20 protein-coding genes are annotated in these 20,701 nt (G+C 57.5%); 3 read left to right on the top strand and 17 right to left on the bottom strand.

The genetic code is table 11. The features are described 5' to 3' along the window. Positions 1 to 74: 74 nt before the first annotated feature. From purF to pdxB, 9 genes are all read right to left on the bottom strand, one after another. The gene (gene purF / locus ACSPHG_RS07105; RefSeq protein ID WP_435952791.1) at positions 75 to 1,592 is read right to left on the bottom strand and encodes an amidophosphoribosyltransferase; all 1,518 of its coding nucleotides are present in this window, start codon (positions 1,590 to 1,592) and stop codon (positions 75 to 77) included. 35 nt (positions 1,593 to 1,627) lie between these two features. Continuing rightward, a complete protein-coding gene (cvpA, locus tag ACSPHG_RS07100; protein WP_034458856.1) occupies positions 1,628 to 2,116 on the bottom strand; it encodes a colicin V production protein in 489 nt (162 codons plus the stop codon). Between the two features lie 268 nt (positions 2,117 to 2,384). Then, positions 2,385 to 3,116, bottom strand: a complete 732-nt coding sequence (gene dedD / locus ACSPHG_RS07095) for a cell division protein DedD (protein WP_435952790.1) — start codon at positions 3,114 to 3,116, stop codon at positions 2,385 to 2,387. Further along, entirely contained in the window at positions 3,106 to 4,374 is a 1,269-nt protein-coding gene (folC, locus tag ACSPHG_RS07090; RefSeq protein WP_435952789.1) for a bifunctional tetrahydrofolate synthase/dihydrofolate synthase, read from the bottom strand. Before folC ends, dedD begins: the two co-directional genes overlap by 11 nt. A gap of 77 nt (positions 4,375 to 4,451) precedes the next feature. Continuing rightward, a complete protein-coding gene (gene accD, locus ACSPHG_RS07085; protein ID WP_435952788.1) occupies positions 4,452 to 5,372 on the bottom strand; it encodes an acetyl-CoA carboxylase, carboxyltransferase subunit beta in 921 nt (306 codons plus the stop codon). Between the two features lie 138 nt (positions 5,373 to 5,510). Continuing rightward, entirely contained in the window at positions 5,511 to 6,170 is a 660-nt protein-coding gene (locus ACSPHG_RS07080; protein ID WP_435952787.1) for a DedA family protein, read from the bottom strand. A 25-nt stretch (positions 6,171 to 6,195) separates the two neighbouring features. Next, positions 6,196 to 7,011 (bottom strand): tRNA pseudouridine(38-40) synthase TruA, encoded by an 816-nt coding sequence (gene truA, locus ACSPHG_RS07075; RefSeq protein ID WP_435952786.1) that lies wholly within the window; start codon positions 7,009 to 7,011, stop codon positions 6,196 to 6,198. Further along, positions 7,011 to 8,024 carry an aspartate-semialdehyde dehydrogenase gene (locus tag ACSPHG_RS07070; protein ID WP_435952785.1) on the bottom strand — a complete coding sequence of 338 codons (1,014 nt, stop codon included), beginning with the start codon at positions 8,022 to 8,024 and terminating at the stop codon, positions 7,011 to 7,013. Before ACSPHG_RS07070 ends, truA begins: the two co-directional genes overlap by 1 nt. A gap of 69 nt (positions 8,025 to 8,093) precedes the next feature. Then, positions 8,094 to 9,230 (bottom strand): 4-phosphoerythronate dehydrogenase PdxB, encoded by a 1,137-nt coding sequence (gene pdxB, locus ACSPHG_RS07065; RefSeq protein ID WP_435952784.1) that lies wholly within the window; start codon positions 9,228 to 9,230, stop codon positions 8,094 to 8,096. A gap of 126 nt (positions 9,231 to 9,356) precedes the next feature. On the opposite strand from pdxB, the gene flk reads away from it, so the two are divergent. Further along, positions 9,357 to 10,364 (top strand): flagella biosynthesis regulator Flk, encoded by a 1,008-nt coding sequence (gene flk, locus ACSPHG_RS07060; protein WP_435952783.1) that lies wholly within the window; start codon positions 9,357 to 9,359, stop codon positions 10,362 to 10,364. 101 nt (positions 10,365 to 10,465) lie between these two features. Here the strand turns inward: flk and ACSPHG_RS07055 are convergent, their stop codons facing one another. Together ACSPHG_RS07055 and fabB are read right to left on the bottom strand one after the other, a co-directional pair. Then, positions 10,466 to 11,647: an MFS transporter gene (locus ACSPHG_RS07055; protein ID WP_435952782.1), complete on the bottom strand. Its 1,182-nt coding sequence runs from the start codon at positions 11,645 to 11,647 to the stop codon at positions 10,466 to 10,468. A 221-nt stretch (positions 11,648 to 11,868) separates the two neighbouring features. Next, positions 11,869 to 13,086, bottom strand: coding sequence for a beta-ketoacyl-ACP synthase I (gene fabB, locus ACSPHG_RS07050; protein ID WP_435952781.1), 1,218 nt, complete (start codon positions 13,084 to 13,086; stop codon positions 11,869 to 11,871). A gap of 156 nt (positions 13,087 to 13,242) precedes the next feature. On the opposite strand from fabB, the gene mnmC reads away from it, so the two are divergent. After that, the gene (gene mnmC, locus ACSPHG_RS07045) at positions 13,243 to 15,243 is read left to right on the top strand and encodes a bifunctional tRNA (5-methylaminomethyl-2-thiouridine)(34)-methyltransferase MnmC2/FAD-dependent 5-carboxymethylaminomethyl-2-thiouridine(34) oxidoreductase MnmC1 (RefSeq protein WP_435952780.1); all 2,001 of its coding nucleotides are present in this window, start codon (positions 13,243 to 13,245) and stop codon (positions 15,241 to 15,243) included. Between the two features lie 139 nt (positions 15,244 to 15,382). On the opposite strand, the gene ACSPHG_RS07040 is transcribed toward mnmC, so the two are convergent. The 6 genes from ACSPHG_RS07040 to prmB all read right to left on the bottom strand — a co-directional run bounded on the left by ACSPHG_RS07040 (position 15,383) and on the right by prmB (position 19,969). Next, positions 15,383 to 15,661 (bottom strand): YfcL family protein, encoded by a 279-nt coding sequence (locus ACSPHG_RS07040; RefSeq protein ID WP_435952779.1) that lies wholly within the window; start codon positions 15,659 to 15,661, stop codon positions 15,383 to 15,385. A gap of 27 nt (positions 15,662 to 15,688) precedes the next feature. Further along, a complete protein-coding gene (locus ACSPHG_RS07035; protein WP_435952778.1) occupies positions 15,689 to 16,237 on the bottom strand; it encodes an elongation factor P hydroxylase in 549 nt (182 codons plus the stop codon). A 2-nt stretch (positions 16,238 to 16,239) separates the two neighbouring features. Next, positions 16,240 to 17,037, bottom strand: coding sequence for a sulfite exporter TauE/SafE family protein (locus ACSPHG_RS07030; RefSeq protein WP_435952777.1), 798 nt, complete (start codon positions 17,035 to 17,037; stop codon positions 16,240 to 16,242). A 10-nt stretch (positions 17,038 to 17,047) separates the two neighbouring features. Next, positions 17,048 to 17,872: a penicillin-insensitive murein endopeptidase gene (mepA, locus tag ACSPHG_RS07025; RefSeq protein WP_435952776.1), complete on the bottom strand. Its 825-nt coding sequence runs from the start codon at positions 17,870 to 17,872 to the stop codon at positions 17,048 to 17,050. A gap of 4 nt (positions 17,873 to 17,876) precedes the next feature. After that, positions 17,877 to 18,962 carry a chorismate synthase gene (aroC, locus tag ACSPHG_RS07020; RefSeq protein ID WP_435952775.1) on the bottom strand — a complete coding sequence of 362 codons (1,086 nt, stop codon included), beginning with the start codon at positions 18,960 to 18,962 and terminating at the stop codon, positions 17,877 to 17,879. Positions 18,963 to 19,036: 74 nt separating this feature from the next. Further along, the gene (gene prmB / locus ACSPHG_RS07015; RefSeq protein ID WP_435952774.1) at positions 19,037 to 19,969 is read right to left on the bottom strand and encodes a 50S ribosomal protein L3 N(5)-glutamine methyltransferase; all 933 of its coding nucleotides are present in this window, start codon (positions 19,967 to 19,969) and stop codon (positions 19,037 to 19,039) included. Positions 19,970 to 20,139: 170 nt separating this feature from the next. Here prmB and smrB point away from each other — a divergent pair, with 170 nt between their 5' ends. After that, positions 20,140 to 20,691 (top strand): endonuclease SmrB, encoded by a 552-nt coding sequence (smrB, locus tag ACSPHG_RS07010; protein ID WP_435955963.1) that lies wholly within the window; start codon positions 20,140 to 20,142, stop codon positions 20,689 to 20,691. The last annotated feature ends 10 nt before the right edge of the window (positions 20,692 to 20,701 follow it).

Here is a 20,701-nt window from a genome sequence, read left to right as displayed (position 1 = left end):
TGCAACCGGAAGGCGTATTGGCAGGAATGGATAGGGCGGATAAGCGAAGCGCCATCCGCCGCTATGAAATATGCTTAACCTTCGTTATGCATCTCTAAGTTTTCCACTTCGTTCTGACGCAGCAGCGCTTTGGAATCGTCATTGCGCAGCGACTCGAGGTATTCGAGATATTCGTGGTCAACGTCTTTGGTCACGTACACGCCGTTGAACACCGAGCATTCGAACTGGGTGATGTCCGGGTTCTCAACGCGCACCGCTTCGATCAGATCGTCCAGATCCTGGAAAATCAGCCCGTCCGCGCCGATGATCTGGCGGATTTCGTCAACCTCACGCCCGTGAGCGATCAGCTCGTTGGCGCTTGGCATATCGATACCGTAAACGTTCGGGAAGCGGATTTCCGGTGCGGCGGAAGCCAGGTAAACCTTCTTCGCGCCTGCTTCACGCGCCATCTCGATAATCTGCTCTGACGTGGTGCCGCGCACGATGGAATCGTCCACCAGCAGCACGTTCTTGTCGCGGAATTCAGCACGGTTGGCGTTGAGCTTGCGGCGCACGGACTTACGGCGCAGCTGTTGACCCGGCATGATAAACGTGCGGCCAACGTAGCGGTTCTTCACAAAGCCCTGGCGGTACGGCTTGTCCAGAATACGGGCAATTTCCAGGGCGATGTCGCAGGAGGTTTCCGGAATCGGGATCACCACGTCGATATCCAGGTCTTCCCACTCGCGGGCAATCTTCTCACCGAGCTTTTTACCCATTTCAACGCGCGCGCTGTAAACGGAGATTTTGTCGATGAAGGAATCCGGGCGCGCAAAGTAGACGTACTCGAACAGGCAAGGATTGCTGACCGGGTTGTCGGCGCACTGGCGGGTGAATAGCTGCCCAATTTCTGTGATATACACCGCTTCGCCCGGCGCGATATCGCGCAGGAACTCAAAGCCCAGGGTATCCAGCGCCACGCTTTCGGAGGCAACCATATATTCGGTGCGCCCGTCGCCCAGCTCGCGTTTGCCCATCACCAGCGGGCGAATGCCGTTTGGATCGCGGAAGGCGACCATGCCGTGACCGATAATCATCGCCACGCAGGCATACGCCCCGCGAATCTGGCGGTTGGTGGCGGCGATGGCGGCAAAAATGTTGTCTGCTTCCAGCGGATAGTTGCGGAAGTTATCCAGCTCGCTGGCAAAGATATTGAGCAGGATTTCTGAATCAGAGGTGGTGTTAATGTGACGGCGTTTCTCTTCGAACAGCTTTTTGCGCAGTTCGTGGGCGTTGGTCAAATTACCGTTGTGCGCCAGAGTAATACCGTAAGGGGAGTTAACGTAGAAAGGCTGCGCTTCTGAAGCGCTCGAGCTGCCAGCGGTCGGGTAACGGACGTGGCCGATACCCATATTCCCCTGCATACGTTGCATGTGACGGGCTTCAAATACATCACTCACCAGGCCATTTGCTTTGCGAAGGCGGAAGCAATTTAAAGCATCAATGGTGACGATGCCTGCGGCATCCTGCCCACGGTGCTGGAGCACCGTTAACGCGTCATAAATCGACTGGTTGACCGGCATAAAACCGGCGATACCGACAATACCGCACATGTTGTCTTTTCCTCATTAAGCCACGACCCCCCGCCCTATGGCCGGGGTAAGAAACTTGACGAGCTTTGCAGATAGTCAAAGAACCATCTGATGATGAAACTGAATTGCGGAATAAGCTGCGACTTTTGCCAGTCGTCGCTCTTCGAAAAACCGGTGAACGTATCGAGAAAGAACAGAATGGCGGCGACTATCAGCGCACCGCGTAGTGCTCCGAAACAGATCCCCAACACCCTGTCTGTACCCGACAGGCCGGTTTTCTCCACCAGCGCGCTAATCACATAATTGACGATCGCGCCGACGATGAGCGTTGCGATAAACAGTATCGCGATAGCAATTCCATTACGTACCAGTTCGTCTTCAAAGCCTGTGAACCAAACTGACAGGTAAGTGTAGTAATGACTGGCGACAAAGAAAGCGCATCCCCAGGTCACCAGCGATAAAGCTTCGCGAACAAAGCCGCGAATCACACTAATCAGCGCCGAAAAGCCGATAACAGCAATAATGGCGTAATCTATCCAGACCATGACCAAATCTCGCGTCAAAGCACCCTGACGTCCAGTTCGGGGCGCATTCTAACAGAAAAAGAAAACGTTTGCGTAGGGATTTCCTTCCCCCGCGTAAATAAATAATGGCGTTGAAAAAATGCTCAACGCCATTAAAAAGTTGCCTGTTTTTACCGGCTTTTGCTGTGAGTTACAGGGAGGATAAGCGACCGTGCCATCCATCTGATTATCACCTGATGGCGGATGGCACTTCGCTTATCCGCCCTACAAAACCCTCAACGCGCAAGCTTTAGCGCACCGTGTAATTCATCACCACGCCGTTCAGCCCGGAAATCGAGTTCAGCTCGCTAAGCGAGGACTTCAACTTGTCTTTCGAAGCGTCCGGCCCGACCAGAATACGGGTAATTTTACCCTGTACCGGCGTCGACGGAGAGGTATAAACACGGAAGCCAGCGCCGCGAAGTTTACCAACAATTTCATTCACTTTGTCGGCATTTTTAAGCGCGCCGAGCTGGACGACATAGGCTTTGCCCGTCGGTGCGGTTTCGGCTTCTGCCTGCTTCACGGGCTTCTCAACCTGCACCGGCTGTTCGTTGCTCATCGCCAGGCGTTCCTGGGTTTGGTCCACCTGCGGCTTGCTCTGCGGTTTTTCGACCGGCTTAGGCTTTGGCTTTTCGGCAACGGGCTTCGGCTGCTGCGGTTTTTCGCGGGTGATAGGCACCTCGTCGATATCCGCGCCGTTTTCGCCCGGCAGCGCCGCTGAATCTATGCCTGGCGCAAAAGCGTTTCCAGCCTGCACTTCCGCCGCCGCCCCTTCAGGAGGCTGTGAAGGCAAGGCCTGCGTTGCCGCAGGAAGCATGTCAGGCTCGTCGGTGTCCCCCGGTTTTGGCACCAAAGGAATCGCCGCAAATTCGTCCTGATAATGTTTCTTCTGGCCGTCAAGCAGGCCGGGCAGCACGATAACGCCCAGCGCGACCAGGATAATGGTCCCGACTAATCGGTTTTGAAACTTACTCGCCACCTGTTCTCCCCGCGTCCAGCGCTTCCATTACGTGGGCTACCGTGTGGAATGAACCACACACCAGCACGGTGTCATTCGCCGTGGCGGCAGCCATCGCTGCATGCCAGGCCTGAGCCACGCTGTCGTAGATTTCTCCAGACCCAAGGTGTTCCACCAGCTGTTCAGCCGTGGCCCCGCGCGGCCCTTCCAGTGGAGCACAATACCAGCTATCAACCTGGGCTGCCAAACAGGCCAGCGTGCCCGCAATATCTTTATCGTGCAGCATGCCGATAACCGCCAGCACGCGGCCCCGTTTTGGCAAATCTGCAAGCCTGCCCGCAAGATAGGCCGCTGCATGTGGATTATGCGCCACGTCGAGAATGACGCGCGGTGCCTCAGAAATAATCTGGAACCGGCCCGGTAAAGTGGCGTTTTTGATGCCTTCGCGGATAGCGGTTTCGCTCACGTCCAGCTCGCTTGCGCGCAGCGCGGCCAGTGCCGTTGCTGCGTTAGGCTGCGGGACAAGCGGCAGCGGCAGCCCCGCAAGCGCGCCCTTCGCGTCTTTAAAACTCCAGCCGGATGGCTCGACGCTATACGACCAGTCAACGCCACGGCGCAGCAGTTGCGCGCCCTTCTCGGCCGCCACGTCCGCAATGGTCTGCGGCATATCCGGCTCGCCAACAACGGCAGGTTTACCGCCGCGGAACACGCCCGCCTTTTCGCGGCCAATGCTTTCACGATCCGGCCCCAGCCAGTCGGTATGGTCCAGCGCGATGCTGGTCACCACGGCAACGTCGGCATCCACGATATTTGTCGCGTCCAGACGACCGCCGAGGCCGACCTCCAGAATCACCACGTCCACATTGAGCTGCTTAAACAGCAGCAGCGCGGAAAGCGTGCTGTATTCGAAATAGGTCAGAGAGGTTTCTCCGCGCGCGGCTTCTATCTGCGCAAACGCCGCGGTGTGATAAGCCTCATCCAGCTCTTCGTTCTGAATGCGCACACGTTCGGTGTAGCGCACCAGATGCGGGGAACTGTAAACGCCGACGCTAAAGCCTGCGGCCATTAACACCATTTCTAAGGTGCGGCAGGTCGTGCCTTTGCCATTGGTTCCGGCGACGGTGAAGACCGTTGGGGCAGGTTTTAACACATCGAGCGTGGCGGCGACTTTTTTGACGCGATCGAGACCGAGTTCGATAGTTTTAGAATGGAGGTTTTCCAGATAATAAAGCCACGTGGCCAGGGGCGACGTGGCAAGAGGTGCGTGAAGTTTTTCCATGATGCCCGTTCTATCCACGGTTCAATACGGTTCAAGAAAAAAGGCAGTTCCGCGAGCGGCCCTGCCTTTGTTGACTATCAGGCCTCTTGACCCTGTTCCGGAGTTGGCGGAACCACTACCGGCTCGCGCGGTGCTTCCGCGCTCGGGGCTGGCAGGTTCATGAACTTCGCCAGCACGCGGGCGAGCTTCAGACGCAGCTCCGGACGGCGGACGATCATATCGATCGCGCCTTTTTCGATCAGGAATTCGCTGCGCTGGAAGCCCGGCGGCAGCTTTTCACGCACGGTCTGCTCGATAACGCGAGGACCGGCAAAGCCGATCAGCGCTTTCGGCTCGGCGATGTTCAGGTCGCCCAGCATCGCAAAGCTTGCAGACACGCCGCCCATGGTTGGGTCGGTCAGCACGGAGATATAAGGCAAACCACGTTCCTGCATTTTCGCCAGTGCAGCACTGGTTTTCGCCATCTGCATCAGCGACATCAGCGCTTCCTGCATACGCGCACCGCCGGAGGCGGAGAAGCAGATCATCGGGCAGTTATCTTCCAGCGCCTGCTCAACGGCACGAACGAAGCGCGCGCCAACAACGGAGCCCATTGAACCGCCCATAAAGGCAAATTCAAAGGCGGCAGCGACAACCGGCATACCGTGCAGCGTACCTTTCATGACGACCAGAGCGTCTTTCTCGCCGGTTTCTTTCTGAGCGGAAGCCAGACGATCTTTGTACTTTTTGGAATCTTTGAACTTCAGCACGTCTTTCGGCTCAAGCTCACTACCCAGTTCCACCATAGAGTCTTCATCTAACAGACTGTGCAGACGCTCGCGCGCCGCCATGCGCATATGGTGATCACACTTCGGGCAGACCTCAAGATTGCGTTCCAGCTCGGCACGGTACAGGACCTGGCCGCAGCTGTCGCACTTGGTCCACACCCCTTCAGGGATGCTCGCCTTACGGGTGGGGGTGATATTGCTCTTATTGAGAATTCGTTCAATCCAGCTCATTGATGACCTTTCTGCTTGAACCTGGTCGATGCCAGTTTTTCTGCGGCAGTGTGACCTGCCCCAGACCATAAATGGTGCTCATTAAAACATAACGGCCCGCGACTTTGGACAAAAAAGTGGTCGAACCGCGCGATGGAGTTATTTTTGCAGCCGCGCCGCGGCGCGTTTGTGGCGAATAATTTCGATGATGCCCGGCAGAACCGACAGCACGATAATTGCCACAATTAGCAGCTTCAGGTTTTCCTGCACAAACGGCACGTTGCCGAACAGGTAACCGGCGTAGGTGAATAACAGCACCCACAGTAACGCCCCGACCACGTTATACATCGCAAAGTGGCGATAGGACATGTGCCCCATGCCCGCGACAAACGGTGCGAAAGTTCGCACAATCGGAACGAAGCGCGCGAGGATAATCGTTTTTCCGCCGTGACGCTCGTAAAAAGCATGCGTTTTGTCGAGATAGCTGCGGCGGAAGATCTTCGAGTCCGGGTTGCTAAAGAGCTTTTCGCCAAAAAGCCGCCCGATAGTGTAGTTCACGGCGTCGCCGACGATGGCGGCAATCACCATTAAAATCACCATGGTGTGAACGTTCAGATCGTTGGTCGGCAATGCGGCAAGCGCCCCCGCCACGAACAGCAGCGAATCACCCGGCAGGAAAGGCGTAACCACCAGCCCCGTTTCGCAAAACAGAATTAAGAACAGGATGGCGTAAACCCACATGCCATACTGCGCGACAAGCTCCGCCAGGTGCACATCAATATGCAGAATAAAATCAATAATAAAGCGGATAAAATCCATAGTGATTTACCTTTCTCGACTGTCGTCAGTCCGCTAAAAACAGTGGACCCATTGGGGGGTTAGGTAACGCAAAATGTTCGGGATAATCAACGGACACCAGATATAAGCCTTCCGCTTTACCCGTCGCCGCCGCAAGCTTACGGTCTTTTGCCGCCAGCAGTTGCGCCATCCAGTCTTCCGGCTGGTTGCCGCAGCCGATTTCCATCAGGCTGCCGACGATATTGCGCACCATATGGTGAACAAAGGCGTTTGCTTTTATGTCCACCACCACATACGAACCGTAGCGGGTCACGTTGATGTGCATCAGGTTGCGCCACGGCGTACGCGACTGGCACTGCACCGCACGGAACGAGGTGAAGTCGTTCTCGCCCAACAGACACTGCGCCGCGCGATGCATACGATCCGCATCCAGAGGATGATAAAAGTGCGTCACCCCCTGCCCCATCACCGCCGGGCGCAGGCGCTGGTTATAAATTATATAACGGTAGCGGCGCGCCGTTGCGCTGAAGCGGGCGTGGAAATCGTCCGGCACAGCTTTAACCCAACGCACCGCGATGTCACCAGGCAAATTCGCATTTACGCCCAGCGTCCACGCCGCGTCTTTGCGCTGCATACGCGTTTCGAAATGCACAACCTGCCCGGTGGCGTGAACGCCCGCGTCGGTACGCCCCGCACAAAACACGTTAATCGGTTCGTTTGCGACCTTTGAGAGCGCTTTTTCAAGCTTCTCCTGCACGCTACGCACTTCGTTCTGGCGCTGCCAGCCGTAATATTTACTGCCGTCGTACTCAATGCCGAGCGCAATCTTGTGAAGAGGGTTTTCTGACAGCTCGTCGGACATTAGTACATATACTCCTGCACTAATTTCTCTGCGGTTTTCACCGCCATCAGCGCGCCGCCGAAACGAACGTTATCCGCAACCGACCAGAACTGAATCTGCTCCGGCATGCCGTAATCGTTCTGCACGCAGCCGATGGAAAGATGCGCGCTGCCGGACGCGTCGGAAACCTGGGTCGGGAACTCGCCTTCTTCCGACAGTTCGAGATCTTCGACCTGACCAAACGCATCACGCGCCTCTTCTGCCGCCAGCGGGCGCATGGCTTCAAAGTTAACCATCTGCGCGTGACCGTAGAAGATGGGCGCCTGAACGTAGCTTGCGGAAATCGGCAGGGCTTCGTCCTGCAACACTTTGCGCACTTCATTTACCAGACGACGCTCGGCGCGGACGCTGCCTTCGGCATCCGGCACCAGCGGCAGCATGTTGAACGCCAGCTGGCGACCGAACAGATCTTTCTCTTCGATAGGCATGCCGTTCAGCAGACGGGCGCTCTGCCCGGCCAGCGCGTCAACGGCAACCTTACCGCGCGCGGAAGCGGCCAGCAGGTTGGTAACCTGAATGCGTGCCAGGCCGCCCTGCTCGATCAGCGGTTTCAGCGCCGTCAGCAGCTGGCTGGTCAGGCTGTCCGCTACGGCTACGACGTTGCGGTTGCGATAATCGCCCAGTACAAATGGGTTTACGTCAGGCACCACCAGCGGCACGTCAGGCTCAAGGGCGAACAGGCCGCTTGAGTCGATGACCAGGCAGCCGGCGTTGGCGGCTTCGTCGGCGTAGCGTGCGGAAGCTTCGGCACCCGCAACGAAGAAGGCCAGCTGCACCTGCGTCCAGTCAAAGGCTTCGGCATCCTGCACCATCACGGTTTTGCCTTCATAACGCAGGTTTTCCCCGGCACTTTCCTTACGGGCAAGGGCATACAATTCACCAACGGGGAACTGGCGCTCGGCGAGCAGTTCAAGAACAGCCGCGCCGACGGCACCCGTGGCACCTAAAACGGCAATATTCCAGCCTTCGGACATGTTGGTTTACTCCAGACTTAAATAGCAGCATCCCACCGGACGAATTACCGACGGGACAGAAGATTAGGGTTAGCGAGCGGCGTGATAAACCGCGCTGAAGCCCAGATTTTGCAGGGCGATCGCCGCATGTTCATCATCGCACTGAATATAAAGCGATGACCATTCGCGACGTTCCTGGTAATTTTTACGCAGTTTGTCGAACTCACCCGGCTGACCGGCCACTTTACGCAGCGGCGCGTCATCGCGGCGCACATCATACACCAGATGAACGAGTCTTTTGAGCGTGGCCTGATCGAGCGGGCCGTGCAGCGTGATGCGGCCAAATTCTGGCGCAGGCAGCAGCGTGTCGAGAGCCACCTGCTGGCGTTGACCGATAAATTCGCTAAATGCTTCGAAGACCTGCGTAGTGCCACGCGCCTTACCTTCCAGCGTATAGCCCGCGATATGCGGCGTGCCGATATCAACAAGCTTGAGCAGTTCGACGTTAAGATCCGGCTCCGGTTCCCACACGTCGAGCACCACGCTAAGCTCCTGCCCGTTTTGCAGACATTTCAGCAGCGCGGCGTTATCCACTACCGGGCCACGACAGGCGTTAATCAGAATTGCGCCTGGCTTGAGGGCGGCGAGCAGGGCTTCATCCGCCAGATGCAGGGATTTATAAGGGCCGTCTTTGAACAGCGGGGTGTGGAAGGTCAACACGTCAGCTTCACGCACTAACGCTTCAAGCGGCTGGAAATGACCTTCGTCACCGCGATCTGCACGCGGCGGATCGCACAGCAGCGTGCGGACGCCAAAAGCTTCCAGGCGCGCCTGCAAACGGGAACCCACGTTGCCGACACCGACGATGCCCACGGTGCGGTCCGTCAGCGTAAAGCCGTCGCGCTCCGCCAGCATCAGCAGCGAGGAGAAAACGTATTCCACTACGGCAATGGCGTTACAGCCGGGCGCTGCGGAAAACGCGATGCCCACGCTATTAAGGTAAGCTTCGTCAACGTGGTCGGTACCGGCGGTTGCGGTGCCGACGAATTTAATGCCTTTGCCGTCAAGCAGATCGGCATTCACTTTGGTGACCGAACGCACCATCAGCGCCTGCGCATCGGCAAGCTCGGAAACGGGGATCGGACGGCCGGGAACGGCGGTGACTTCGCCCAGGCGGCTGAACAATTCGCGGGCATAGGGCATATTTTCATCAACGAGGATTTTCACGTTACGCTACCTGTCTGTTAATCGTCGAGAATAAGCCCGATAGTGTGCCATAATCTGGCGTCCGGGCATAACGAACAACCTTGTAATGTTTTGCCGTTCTTCAGGCGACCTTAAGGATTCATAACGATGCAACCCATTCAGGGCGCGGCGCCGCGTCCTCCGGGGGAACCTCCCTCCCCGCAAAATGCGACAGGCGAGCAGCCGCTCTCTTCCCAGCAGCGTACCGTACTGGAACGCCTGATCACGCGTATTGTCGCCCTGAGCCAGCTCCAGAGCGCCGAAGTGTGGGCCGGGCTGAAACACGACCTCGGCATGAAAAGCGATTCGCCGCTGCTGTCGCGCCACTTTCCGGCTGCCGAACAAAACCTCAATCAGCGCCTGGCAAACGTGCAAACCACCCATGCCACCCGCCAGATCGTCCAGCAGCTAAGCGATCTGCTGCCGCAGGGCAACAATCGCCAGGCCGTGAGCGACTACATTCGCCAGCAGTTCGGCCAGAGCGCGCTTAGCCAGCTCACGCCGGAGCAGCTAAAAAGCGTGCTCACGCTGCTGCAAAATAACCAGCTGACGATCCCGCAGCCCCAGCAGCGCCCGGCAACCGATCGCCCGCTTCTGCCCGCAGAGCACAGCGCGCTGAATCAGCAGGTTGCGAAACTGACGGCGGCAACGGGGGAATCCAGCAAGCTTATCTGGCAGTCGATGCTGGAGCTGTCCGGCGTGAAGTCGGGCGAGCTAATCCCGGCCAAACATTTCGCGCTGCTGACCACCTGGCTGCAGGCGCGCCAAACGCTAAGCCAGCAAAGCGCCCCTACCCTGCACAGCGTTCAGGCCGCGTTAAAGCAGCCGCTTGAGCCAGCAGAGTGGAAAGAAATTACCGACTACGCCCAGCAGCGTTTCCAGGCCACGCCGCAGGCGCTGCTGACCACCGCGCAGGTGCAGGATATTTTAAATCAGGTATTTTTGAAGCGGGCGGAACGCCACCACGCGGCGACGCTTGAAGCGCAGAACATCCAGCCCATCTATAACCCGTTTATCGCGCCGTTCATCGAGCCGTTTAAGACGATTACGGCACGCCCTGGCCTGGCCTTACTGGCGCTGATTGTGGTGATGATTTTGTTCTGGATAGTCATCTAGCCGCAAACGTTTGATGGCGCTGACGCTTATCAAACCTGGACGAATGAGTTTGTAGGGCGGGTAAGCGAAGCGCTACCCGCCGCAAATTCTTCAACCGAAAGCTATTTCCTGAAAGCCATTAGCGTCACGACAATTCCTACAACCGCGGAAATGGCGCCGGCCATAAACACCGACGGATAGCCGAACGATGTAGCGATTACCCCCGCGAGCGGCCCGGTAATACCGTAAGAGATATCCTGAAACGCCGCATAGCCGCCGAGTGCCGTACCGCGAACCTGGGGAGGCACGCGCTTCACCACTTCGACGCCCAGCGCCGGGAAGATCAGCGAGCAGCCGCAGCCGGTCAAGGCAGCGCCTAGCAGCGCGACCCAGGCCAGCGGTGCCTGCCATAGCAGCAGCAGGCCGACTGTCTCAATCACCAGCGAAACCAGCGCCACGCGCACGCCGCCAAAGCGATCCGGCATCCAGCCAAACAGCACGCGCATCAGCACGAAAGCGCCGCCGAACGCGGTGAGCGTAAAGCCCGCCCACGCCCAGCCCCTGGAGGCAAAGTAGAGCGAAACGAAGGTGCCGATGACGGCAAAGCCCACGCCCTGCAGCGCAAGCCCAAGGCCCGGCTTCCAGATGAGCCCGACCACGGCGAAGAGCGACGGGCGCTCGCCTTTGTGGGCCGGTACTGGCTTCACGCGGCCGTTGAAAAGCCAGGCGATGAGCGGCAGCGCGACGGTGGTGACGCCGAGCGCCACAAACCCCCACTGGCTGTTGATCAGCAGCCCAAGTGGCGCACCCGCCGCCAGCGCGCCATAAATTGCCATGCCGTTCCACGACATCACTTTGCCAGATCGAGCCGGGCCAACCAGCCCCATTCCCCACGTCAGCGTTCCGGTCAGCAGCTGGCTTTCACCGAAGCCAAGGATAAGCCGCCCGACAATCAGCAGCCCAAACTTCACGGCGGCGTCAACCGGCAGCAGCGCCGCCAGAAGATAGGCAATACCGGCCAGCGCACAGGCAAACATGCCCTGCATGGTGGAACGTTTTGCACCCTGCTGGTCGGCTAATCGCCCGGCGTAACCACGGGTCAGGACCGTCGCGAGGAATTGAATCCCCACCGCTATCCCCACCATCATGTTGCCGTAGCCAAGCTGCTGATGAACGAACAGCGGGATCACGGGCAGCGGCAGTCCGACCGTCATATAAGTCAGAAAAACGGCGAAGGTAATTTTGAAAAGCTGGCGGTTAGCCGACTTTGGCTTTTTGAGTTGGGAATCAGGTATTGCAGACATACTGCTTACTCCATTAACAGCAGAGTAAGGCGGGGAGACACCGCGCCTCTCTATCTGATAGGTCAGATTAAAGGTGCGTTGGTTGACGTTGAACGCTTACGCATTATCAATAAGATAATGTTATGGCGGGCATAGTGCCTACAAAAGGCCGCTTCGTCAATCTGTGTAAAGCCAAAAAAAAGGGGCGCCCAAAGGCACCCCGTTTTACAGCTCAAACTGAATTATGCGTCAAGTTTACGCATTACCAGCGTGGCGTTGGTGCCGCCGAAGCCGAAGCTGTTGGACATCACGGTCTTCAGCTTGCGCTCGGTTGGTTCGGTCACGATGTTCAGACCTTTCGCCTGCTCGTCCATCTCGTCGATGTTGATGCTTGGAGCGATAAAGCCGTGTTCCAGCATCAGCAGAGAGTAGATAGCTTCCTGAACGCCTGCGGCACCCAGGGAGTGGCCGGTCATCGCTTTGGTAGCGGACATTGCCGGAGAGTTATCGCCGAAGACTTCACGAATCGCGCCCAGCTCCTTCACATCGCCAACCGGCGTGGAGGTACCGTGGGTGTTCAGGTAGTCGATTGGTGTATCAACGCCGTGCATCGCCATCTTCATGCAGCGCACCGCGCCTTCGCCTGATGGAGCAACCATGTCTGCACCGTCGGACGTTGCGCCGTAGCCAACGATTTCAGCGTAGATATGTGCGCCACGCGCCAGAGCATGCTCCAGCTCTTCAACCACAACCATACCGCCGCCGCCTGCGATAACGAAACCGTCACGGTTTGCATCGTAAGTACGGGAAGCTTTGCTTGGATCTTCGTTATATTTGGTGGACAGCGCGCCCATCGCATCGAACTCACAGGCCATTTCCCAGCACAGCTCTTCGCCGCCGCCGGCAAAAACGATGTCCTGTTTGCCCAGCTGAATCTGCTCAACCGCGTTACCGATGCAATGTGAAGACGTTGCACAAGCAGAGCTGATGGAGTAGTTCACGCCGTGAATTTTGAATGGCGTTGCGAGGCATGCGGAAACCGCAGAAGCCATCGCTTTGGTCACAACGTAAGGGCCGACGGCTTTCAGGCCACGCGGGCTACGCATGGCATCCGCACCGAATACCTGATATTTCGAAGAACCACCGGAACCGGCGATTAGCCCAACACGCGGGTTGCTTTGATACACTTCTTCTTTCAAGCCAGCATCTTCAATAGCCTGCTGCATGGAAAGATAAGCATAGATAGAGGCATCGTTCATGAAACGGACCACTTTACGGTCAATCAGGCCGGTGGTGTCAAGTTTAACGTTACCCCACACGTGGCTACGCATACCACAATCTTTAAATTCTTCAGAGAAGGTGATCCCAGAGTGTCCTTCACGCAGAGATGCCAGGACTTCCTGCTGGTTGTTACCGATGCTGGAAACAATGCCCAGGCCAGTAATCACTGCACGTTTCATTCAATACCTCTTCCACTGCACTATTAGGATTTCGACTGGCACAATAGCGTACACTTGTACGCCGAACAAGTCCGATCAGCCAAATCGGCGTGAAATTTGCGCCGCTTCGCACACATCGTTATGATCCTTCCACCGCCTTCCAGACGAGTAACTTACGTGAAACAGTCCCCTATACAATCCGCCAACCTTGGCTTCAACGAAGATGGTACACCTGTATCCCGAGAATTCGACGATGTGTACTTCTCTAATGATAATGGACTGGAAGAAACTCGTTATGTGTTTCTGGGGGGAAATCGTCTGAATGAGCGCTTCGTCACCCACGAGCGCCCGCTCTTTGTGGTAGCCGAAAGTGGTTTCGGCACCGGTCTTAACTTTTTGACTTTGTGGCAGGCTTTTGACGAATTCTGTCAAAAACAGCCTGACGCTACGCTTCAGCGCCTGCACTTTATTAGTTTTGAAAAATTCCCCCTTACCGCCGTCGATTTGGCCCAGACCCATGCGCACTGGCCGGAACTTGCGAAATACGCCACCGAGCTTCAGCAGCAATGGCCTATGCCCATCGCGGGCTGCCACAGGCTTCTTCTCGCGCAGGGGCGTATCACGCTGGACCTGTGGTTTGGCGATATTAACGAACTGATACCACAGCTTGATGACACTTTAACGAGTCAGGTAGATGCGTGGTTCCTGGACGGCTTTGCGCCGTCGAAAAACCCCGATATGTGGACGCCGCAGCTGTTCAACGCCATGGCGAAGCTGGCGCGGCCCGGCGGCACGCTGGCGACCTTTACCTGCGCTGGATTTGTGCGCCGCGGGCTTATTGATGCCGGTTTCACCATGACGAAAGCCAAAGGCTTCGGGCGCAAGCGCACGATGCTGACCGGGATAATGGAGCAGGATGTTCAGCCGCAGCTACAGACGCCGTGGTACGCGCGCCCTGCGGCGCAGGGTAAAGACGTCGCTATCGTTGGCGGCGGCGTTGCCAGCGCCCTGCTCTCCCTCGCGCTTCTGCGCCGTGGCTGGCAGGTCACGCTTTACTGCGAAGATGACGCGCCTGCGCAAGGGGCATCCGGCAATCGCCAGGGCGCGTTGTATCCACTTCTCGGCACCCACGATGCCGCGCTGACGAACTTCTTCAGCGCGGCGTTCACCTTCGCGCGCCGCCTTTACGACTCGCTGCCCGTTGAGTTCGACCATGAGTGGTGCGGCGTAACCCAGCTCGCCTGGGATGAGCGAAGCCAGCACAAAATCGAACAACTGCTGAGCCTCGAGATGCCCACAGCGCTGGCCCATGCGGTGGACGAGAAAACCATCGGCGCCGAATGCGGCGTTCAAACGGGCTGCGGCGGCGTCACCTATCCGCAGGGCGGCTGGCTTTGCCCGGCACAGCTGACGGCCGGCGCGCTTGAGCTGGCGCAGCGGCAGGGATTAAAGGCGCGCTACGGCCACCGGGTGACGGAGCTTACTGAATCAGACAGCGGCTGGAAGCTAAGCTTCGCGCAGCAACCGCCCCAGCAGCATGCGGTTGTGGTGCTGGCAAACGGGCATCAGATTAACGCCTTCCGGCAAACGGAAAAAATGCCGATTTCCGCCGTCGGCGGGCAGGTTAGCCATATCCCTGGTACGCCTTCGCTTGAAAAACTCCGCCAGGTGCTGTGCTACGACGGCTATCTGACGCCGCAAAATCCGAATAATCACCAGCACTGCATCGGGGCAAGCTACCATCGCGGCGTGACGGAAATGCGCTACAACGATGAAGATCAGCAGCACAACCGCCAGCGCCTGATTAACTGTTTGCCGAACGAAAGCTGGCCGCTTGAGGTGGACGTGTCGGCAGGCGAAGCGCGCTGCGGCATACGCTGCGCCACCCGCGACCACCTACCGATTATCGGCAGCGTACCGGACTACGATCGCACGCTGGAAAGCTACGCGAAGCTTGCCGACGACAAGGAAAACGCCGCGCCAGCACCGCTCTATAGCAATCTGTTTATGCTAGCCGGGTTAGGTTCAAGGGGTCTGTGTACCGCCCCGCTGGCGGCGGAAATTCTGGCCGCGCAAATGAGCGACGAGCCGATCCCGCTGGATAGCACAACGCTTGCGGCGTTAAGCCCGAATCGGTATTGGGTGCGGAAGTTATTGCGAGGAAGAGAGGTTAAGTAGTTTGTTGGGTGAACCGTCGGGTTAATTGTCGGATGAATTGTCGGGTGGCGCTTCGCTTACCCGACCTACAAGGATCATTGTTGTTGTTTGGGGGTTTGTAGGGTGGATAAGCGCAGGCGCCATCCACCAAGATTATCAATTACTTAAATTCGGCCTGCTGATATAAATTATCCCACATCCCCAGCACCAGTGACTGGTCGCGCGGGGAAAGCTCGCCCGCCTGAATCGCTTTTGCCAGGCTTTCAGAAACCGCCGCGTGCAGCGCCTCGGCAGAATGGTCATCGCCGTGCTCAAGCTCGGCGACGGCGAGAGTGAGGTGACCGCGCAGATAACCGCTGGCAAACAGCTCATCATCCCCGGCGGTTTCAACCATCCCATCAATTAACGCCAGAATGCGTGTTTCAAATTCAGCGATCATCGTGCTTACTTCCTCATTTGCAGGTAATTAGTTTAAATCTTCCGGCCACGGAAACAGCTCGGCTGTTAGCGGCGGCGTTTTGTAATGTTTGCGCAGCGCGGCAATAAGTCGCGCCGGACGTTCCGGGATGCCCTGCTCCAGATAAATCATCACCTGGGCATGCACGCGTCGTTGAAACGCGATTCTGTCCGGGTCGAAGTCACCGCTCAGGTTGTCGCAGCTGACGTTAAACGGGAAGTTGGCCGCTACGCAAAACAGCCAGTCCAGCGCCTGCGGCTTAACTTCCACATCTTCAAACTGGCTTTGCGTCTGCGCGTCGCGCCCGTCCGGGCAGTACCAGTAGCCAAAATCAACCAGCTTGCGGCGCTCAGCCCCGGCAATGCACCAGTGGGAAATCTCGTGGATGCCGCTGGCGTAGAAGCCGTGTGCGAAGACGATGCGGTTATACGGCAGCTCTTCGTCTGCTGGAAGATAGATCGGTTCGTCGTCGCCTTTAATCAGACGGGTATTAAAATCGTCCTTAAAGCAGCCGTCGAAAATATCGATCAGCTCCTGATAGTGATGTTGTGTAGTCATGTTCATGCAACCCCCAACCAGTGGAGGATCTCCGTTCCGTGGCTATCAAATAATAGTTTGGCACTCATCACCGCCGACACAATAACGATCATCGGTCGGATCAGCTTTTGCCCTTTGCTAAGTACCAGGCGCGAACCCATCCGCGCGCCCAAAAATTGCCCGGCCATCATCACAAAGCCGGTTCCCCAAATCACCTTTCCGCCGATGATAAACAGCAGCAGCCCGCCGAGATTCGACGTGGCGTTAAGCACTTTGGCGTGTGCGGTTGATTTGGCAAGGTTAAAACCGCACAGCGTAACAAACGCCAGCGCGTAAAAAGAGCCTGCGCCCGGGCCGAAGAAGCCATCGTAAAACCCCACGCAGCCCCCGGCAATCAGCGCAAACGGCAGGCCGTACAGGCGACGCTGACGATCTTCTTCGCCAAGCTTTGGCATCAGCAGGAAATACAAGCCAATCCCGATCACCAGAACCGGCAGAATCTGCCGCAGAATGTCGGACTGCACGTGCTGCACCAGCAGCGCGCCGCTGGTCGAACCGATAAAGGTCATCAGAATATTGAGCTTCTGATCCTTAAGATTCACGACCTTACGGCGGATAAAATAGAGCGAGGCCGAAACCGAACCGCCGCAGGCCTGTAGCTTGTTGGTTGCCAGCGCCTGGGCCGGTGACATGCCGGTTGCCAGCAATACAGGGATGGTTAACAGCCCGCCACCGCCCGCCAGTGCATCAATGAACCCCGCCAGCAGGGCGACAAAAAACAGCGCCACCAGCATCAGGGGGGAAACCATAAACCATTCCATGACTTATCCGTTAGATTGCGTGTTCATCCAGCAAGGCCTGACAGGAGGCCGGAATTGGGGGTGGCGTTTTTTTCTTCGGCGGCGTGCTGCCCGGTGCCGGAGGCGCAAACCAGCTTTGCAGCTCGGCCCCGCATCCGTCGCCCGGAGGCGGCAGTGGCTGATCTTCGCATTCGAGGCTGTCAGCCGGGCAACGCAGACGAACGTGCATATGCGCACGGTGTTGGAACCACGGGCGAACCTTACGTAGCCAGTCGCGATCGCTGCCCGCGTCCAGACACAACTGCTGTTTGATGGCCGGGTTCACGAAGATGCGCGTTACGTCGTTATCATTCGCCGCCAGTTTAATAAGGCTGCTGACTTCCGGCGTCCACAGGCTTTGCACCACGTGCCTGTTGTCGCTGGCGACTAAATCGAGCGCCTGCGGCTTCAGCAGTTGCGCGGGCGTCCAGTGATTTTTTGGCAGCTGCAGGAAGATATCAACGTCGAGGCCGGTCTGGTGGCTGGCGTGACCGGAGTTAAAGCGCCCGCCCGCCGCCATGCCCATATCGCCAATCAGCACCGTGCCGAGGCCAAGTTGGTTAACCTGGTTGCTCAGGCGCTGAATGAACATTACCAAATCCGGGTGGCCGAAGTAGCGGCGCTGGTCGGTGCGCATCACCTGATAGCGGGCATCGTTAAGCGGCAGCGCCTGCGCGCCGACGATACAGCCGTTAGAAAACGCGCCGATAGACTGTGGGCTGCCCGCAACCGGATGACTAATTTTTTGCCACGGCGTGGCGGCAAAGGTTGTGGCGCTGGCAGCTAATGCCAGCAGCCCCAAGAGAGCTTTTTTCATCGCATTACCAGCGCGGTAAAGAGCAGTTAACGTCGGCGTTTTGGGCACGCTGGCGCAGCATGTGATCCATCAGGACGATGGCAAGCATCGCTTCGGCGATCGGCACGGCGCGGATCCCCACGCACGGATCGTGGCGGCCACGGGTGACCATCTCAACTTCCTGGCCTTCGCGATTGATCGTGCGTCCTGGCACCATAATGCTCGAGGTCGGCTTCAGCGCCATATTGGCCACAATCTGCTGGCCGCTACTGATACCGCCAAGAATGCCGCCCGCATGGTTGCTCTGGAAGCCGTCTTTGGTGATTTCGTCGCGGTTCTGGCTGCCGCGCAGGTTGACCACGCCGAAGCCTTCGCCGATTTCCACGCCCTTCACGGCGTTGATGCTCATCAGCGCGTGGGCGATATCCGCATCCAGGCGATCGAATACCGGCTCGCCAAGGCCCGGCGGCACGTTATCGGCAACCACTGTTACCTTCGCGCCGATGGAGTCGCCTTCTTTTTTCAGCGCGCGCATCAGCTCGTCGAGGGTTTCTATTTTGTCCGGGTCCGGGCAGAAGAACGGGTTCTGTTCAACCTGATCCCAATCTTTGATTTCCAGCGGCACGTCGCCCATTTGCGTCAGGCAGCCACGGATGGTAATGCCGTATTTATGCGCCAGGTACTTTTTAGCGATAGCCCCTGCCGCCACGCGCATGGCCGTTTCACGTGCGGAAGAACGGCCACCCCCACGATAGTCGCGCAGGCCGTATTTTTGTTCGTAGGTGTAATCCGCGTGACCTGGACGGAAGACGTCTTTAATCGCGCTGTAGTCCTGGGAGCGCTGATCGGTATTTTCAATCAGCAGGCCAATGCTGGTACCCGTAGTGACGCCCTCAAACACGCCGGAGAGGATTTTCACCTGGTCGGGTTCGCGGCGCTGGGTGGTATAGCGGGAGGTGCCCGGGCGGCGGCGGTCGAGATCGTGCTGCAGGTCGGCTTCCGTTAACGGAATGCCGGGCGGCACGCCGTCCACGATACAGCCCAGCGCCACGCCGTGGGATTCACCAAATGTCGTTACGCGAAATACCTGTCCAATACTGTTGCCTGCCATCACGGCTCCTTACCGTTGTCGTTGTTGTGTTGTGTCGCGGGAAATAAAACGAGCCCGTAGGCTCGTTACGCGAATCAATCTTTGTAGATGCTAAAATGTTCGCGAGCTGCGATAAGCTGCGATTTGGTCAGCATAAACACGCCGTCCCCGCCGTTGTCGAACTCAAGCCAGGTGAACGGCACGTCCGGATACTGCTCCATCAGATGTACCATGCTGTTCCCGACTTCACAAATCAGAACGCCGCCGTCGGCCAGATAATCCGGCGCACAGGCGAGGATCCGCCGCGCCAGCTTGAGGCCGTCGCTGCCTGCCGCCAGGCCTAATTCCGGTTCAAAGCGGAACTCGCCCGGCAGGTCGGACATATCTTCGGCGTCAACATACGGCGGATTGGTGACGATAACGTCGTACTGTACCTTCGGCAGATCGCGGAACAGGTCGGAACGAATCGGCGTGACCTGGTTTTCCAGGCCGTGCTCGGCGATGTTCTGCTCGGCAACCGCAAGGGCGTCCAGCGAGATATCAACCGCGTCAACTTCCGCATTGGTGAATTCATAGGCGCAGGCAATGGCGATGCAGCCGCTGCCGGTGCACATATCGAGAATATGCTGCGGCTCATGGTCGATAAGCCCGGCAAAGCGATTGGTGATCAGCTCGCCGATTGGCGAGCGCGGCACCAGCACGCGTTCGTCCACATAAAATTCGTGGCCGCAGAACCAGGCTTTATTAGTAAGGTAAGCGACAGGAATACGCTCGTTCACGCGGCGAATCACGCGCTCAACGATGCGGTGGCGTTCGCTGGAGGTCAGGCGCGCGGTGCGCATATCCTCAGGAATATCCAGCGGCAGATAGAGGCTTGGCAGCACCAGCTGAACGGCTTCATCCCACGGGTTATCGGTGCCGTGACCATACCAGATGTTGGCGGCGCTAAAGCGGCTGACCGACCAGCGCAGCATGTCCTGAATGGTGTGCAGTTCATTCACTGCCTCATCGACGAAAATTTTATCCACGTTGCCCTCCGCAGGCCGTTCGCGCTAATACAATAATCGATTAGTTTGCCATGAAGGCCGCGACAAATCAGCATTCAATCACGGTGGCGGCGTGGAAATTTGCGTTTTATTTAGTGCTGAGCGGCAAAGCGGGTAAACTGACGCCAAAGCAGATGCGAGATGAGATCCAGATGAAGAAGAAACCTCCGCTCAGCGTTGATGATCAGAACCTTTTTCGTGATTTGATGAGCGGCACCAAGAAACTCACCCAGGACACCATTGTCCATCGCCCGGCGCGTAAAAAGCTTCGGGAAGTCCCTGTGAAACGGCTGTTACAGGAACAGGTTGACGCCAGTCATTACTTTTCCGACGAGTTCCAGCCAAGGCTTGCGACCGAAGGCCCAACGCGCTATGTGCGTGACGGCGTTAGCCATTTTGAATTAAAAAAGATCCGCCGGGGCGATTATTCCCCCGAGCTGTTCCTCGATTTACACGGACTGACGCAGCTGCAGGCGAAGCAAGAATTGGGGGCGTTAATCGCAGCCTGCCGCCGCGAACACGTGTTTTGCGCCTGCGTAATGCACGGACACGGCAAACACGTTTTGAAGCAGCAAACGCCGCTGTGGCTGGCGCAGCATCCGCACGTGATGGCCTTCCACCAGGCTCCGAAAGAGTATGGCGGTGACGCGGCGCTGCTGGTGTTAATTGAAGTCGAAGAGTGGCAGCCGCCGGAGTTGCCGTAGATCGGCTCCA

The sequence above is a fragment of the Dryocola baronae genome (assembly GCF_051297175.1).
In the GTDB taxonomy this organism is placed as follows: domain Bacteria; phylum Pseudomonadota; class Gammaproteobacteria; order Enterobacterales; family Enterobacteriaceae; genus Dryocola.
The sequence above is the reverse complement of the archived record's forward strand: the minus strand, read 5'-3'. Positions and strand labels throughout refer to the sequence as shown.

Excerpts from the sequence above, each read along its gene's own strand:
- purF (WP_435952791.1), bottom strand. The coding sequence starts at position 1,592 with ATGTGCGGTATTGTCGGTATCGCCGGTTTTATGCCGGTCAACCAGTCG.
- cvpA (WP_034458856.1), bottom strand. The coding sequence starts at position 2,116 with ATGGTCTGGATAGATTACGCCATTATTGCTGTTATCGGCTTTTCGGCG.
- folC (WP_435952789.1), bottom strand. The coding sequence starts at position 4,374 with ATGGAAAAACTTCACGCACCTCTTGCCACGTCGCCCCTGGCCACGTGG.
- accD (WP_435952788.1), bottom strand. The coding sequence starts at position 5,372 with ATGAGCTGGATTGAACGAATTCTCAATAAGAGCAATATCACCCCCACC.
- ACSPHG_RS07080 (WP_435952787.1), bottom strand. The coding sequence starts at position 6,170 with ATGGATTTTATCCGCTTTATTATTGATTTTATTCTGCATATTGATGTG.
- truA (WP_435952786.1), bottom strand. The coding sequence starts at position 7,011 with ATGTCCGACGAGCTGTCAGAAAACCCTCTTCACAAGATTGCGCTCGGC.
- ACSPHG_RS07070 (WP_435952785.1), bottom strand. The coding sequence starts at position 8,024 with ATGTCCGAAGGCTGGAATATTGCCGTTTTAGGTGCCACGGGTGCCGTC.
- flk (WP_435952783.1), top strand. The coding sequence starts at position 9,357 with ATGCAACCCATTCAGGGCGCGGCGCCGCGTCCTCCGGGGGAACCTCCC.
- ACSPHG_RS07055 (WP_435952782.1), bottom strand. The coding sequence starts at position 11,647 with ATGTCTGCAATACCTGATTCCCAACTCAAAAAGCCAAAGTCGGCTAAC.
- fabB (WP_435952781.1), bottom strand. The coding sequence starts at position 13,086 with ATGAAACGTGCAGTGATTACTGGCCTGGGCATTGTTTCCAGCATCGGT.
- ACSPHG_RS07040 (WP_435952779.1), bottom strand. The coding sequence starts at position 15,661 with ATGATCGCTGAATTTGAAACACGCATTCTGGCGTTAATTGATGGGATG.
- ACSPHG_RS07035 (WP_435952778.1), bottom strand. The coding sequence starts at position 16,237 with ATGACTACACAACATCACTATCAGGAGCTGATCGATATTTTCGACGGC.
- ACSPHG_RS07030 (WP_435952777.1), bottom strand. The coding sequence starts at position 17,037 with ATGGAATGGTTTATGGTTTCCCCCCTGATGCTGGTGGCGCTGTTTTTT.
- mepA (WP_435952776.1), bottom strand. The coding sequence starts at position 17,872 with ATGAAAAAAGCTCTCTTGGGGCTGCTGGCATTAGCTGCCAGCGCCACA.
- aroC (WP_435952775.1), bottom strand. The coding sequence starts at position 18,962 with ATGGCAGGCAACAGTATTGGACAGGTATTTCGCGTAACGACATTTGGT.
- smrB (WP_435955963.1), top strand. The coding sequence starts at position 20,140 with ATGAAGAAGAAACCTCCGCTCAGCGTTGATGATCAGAACCTTTTTCGT.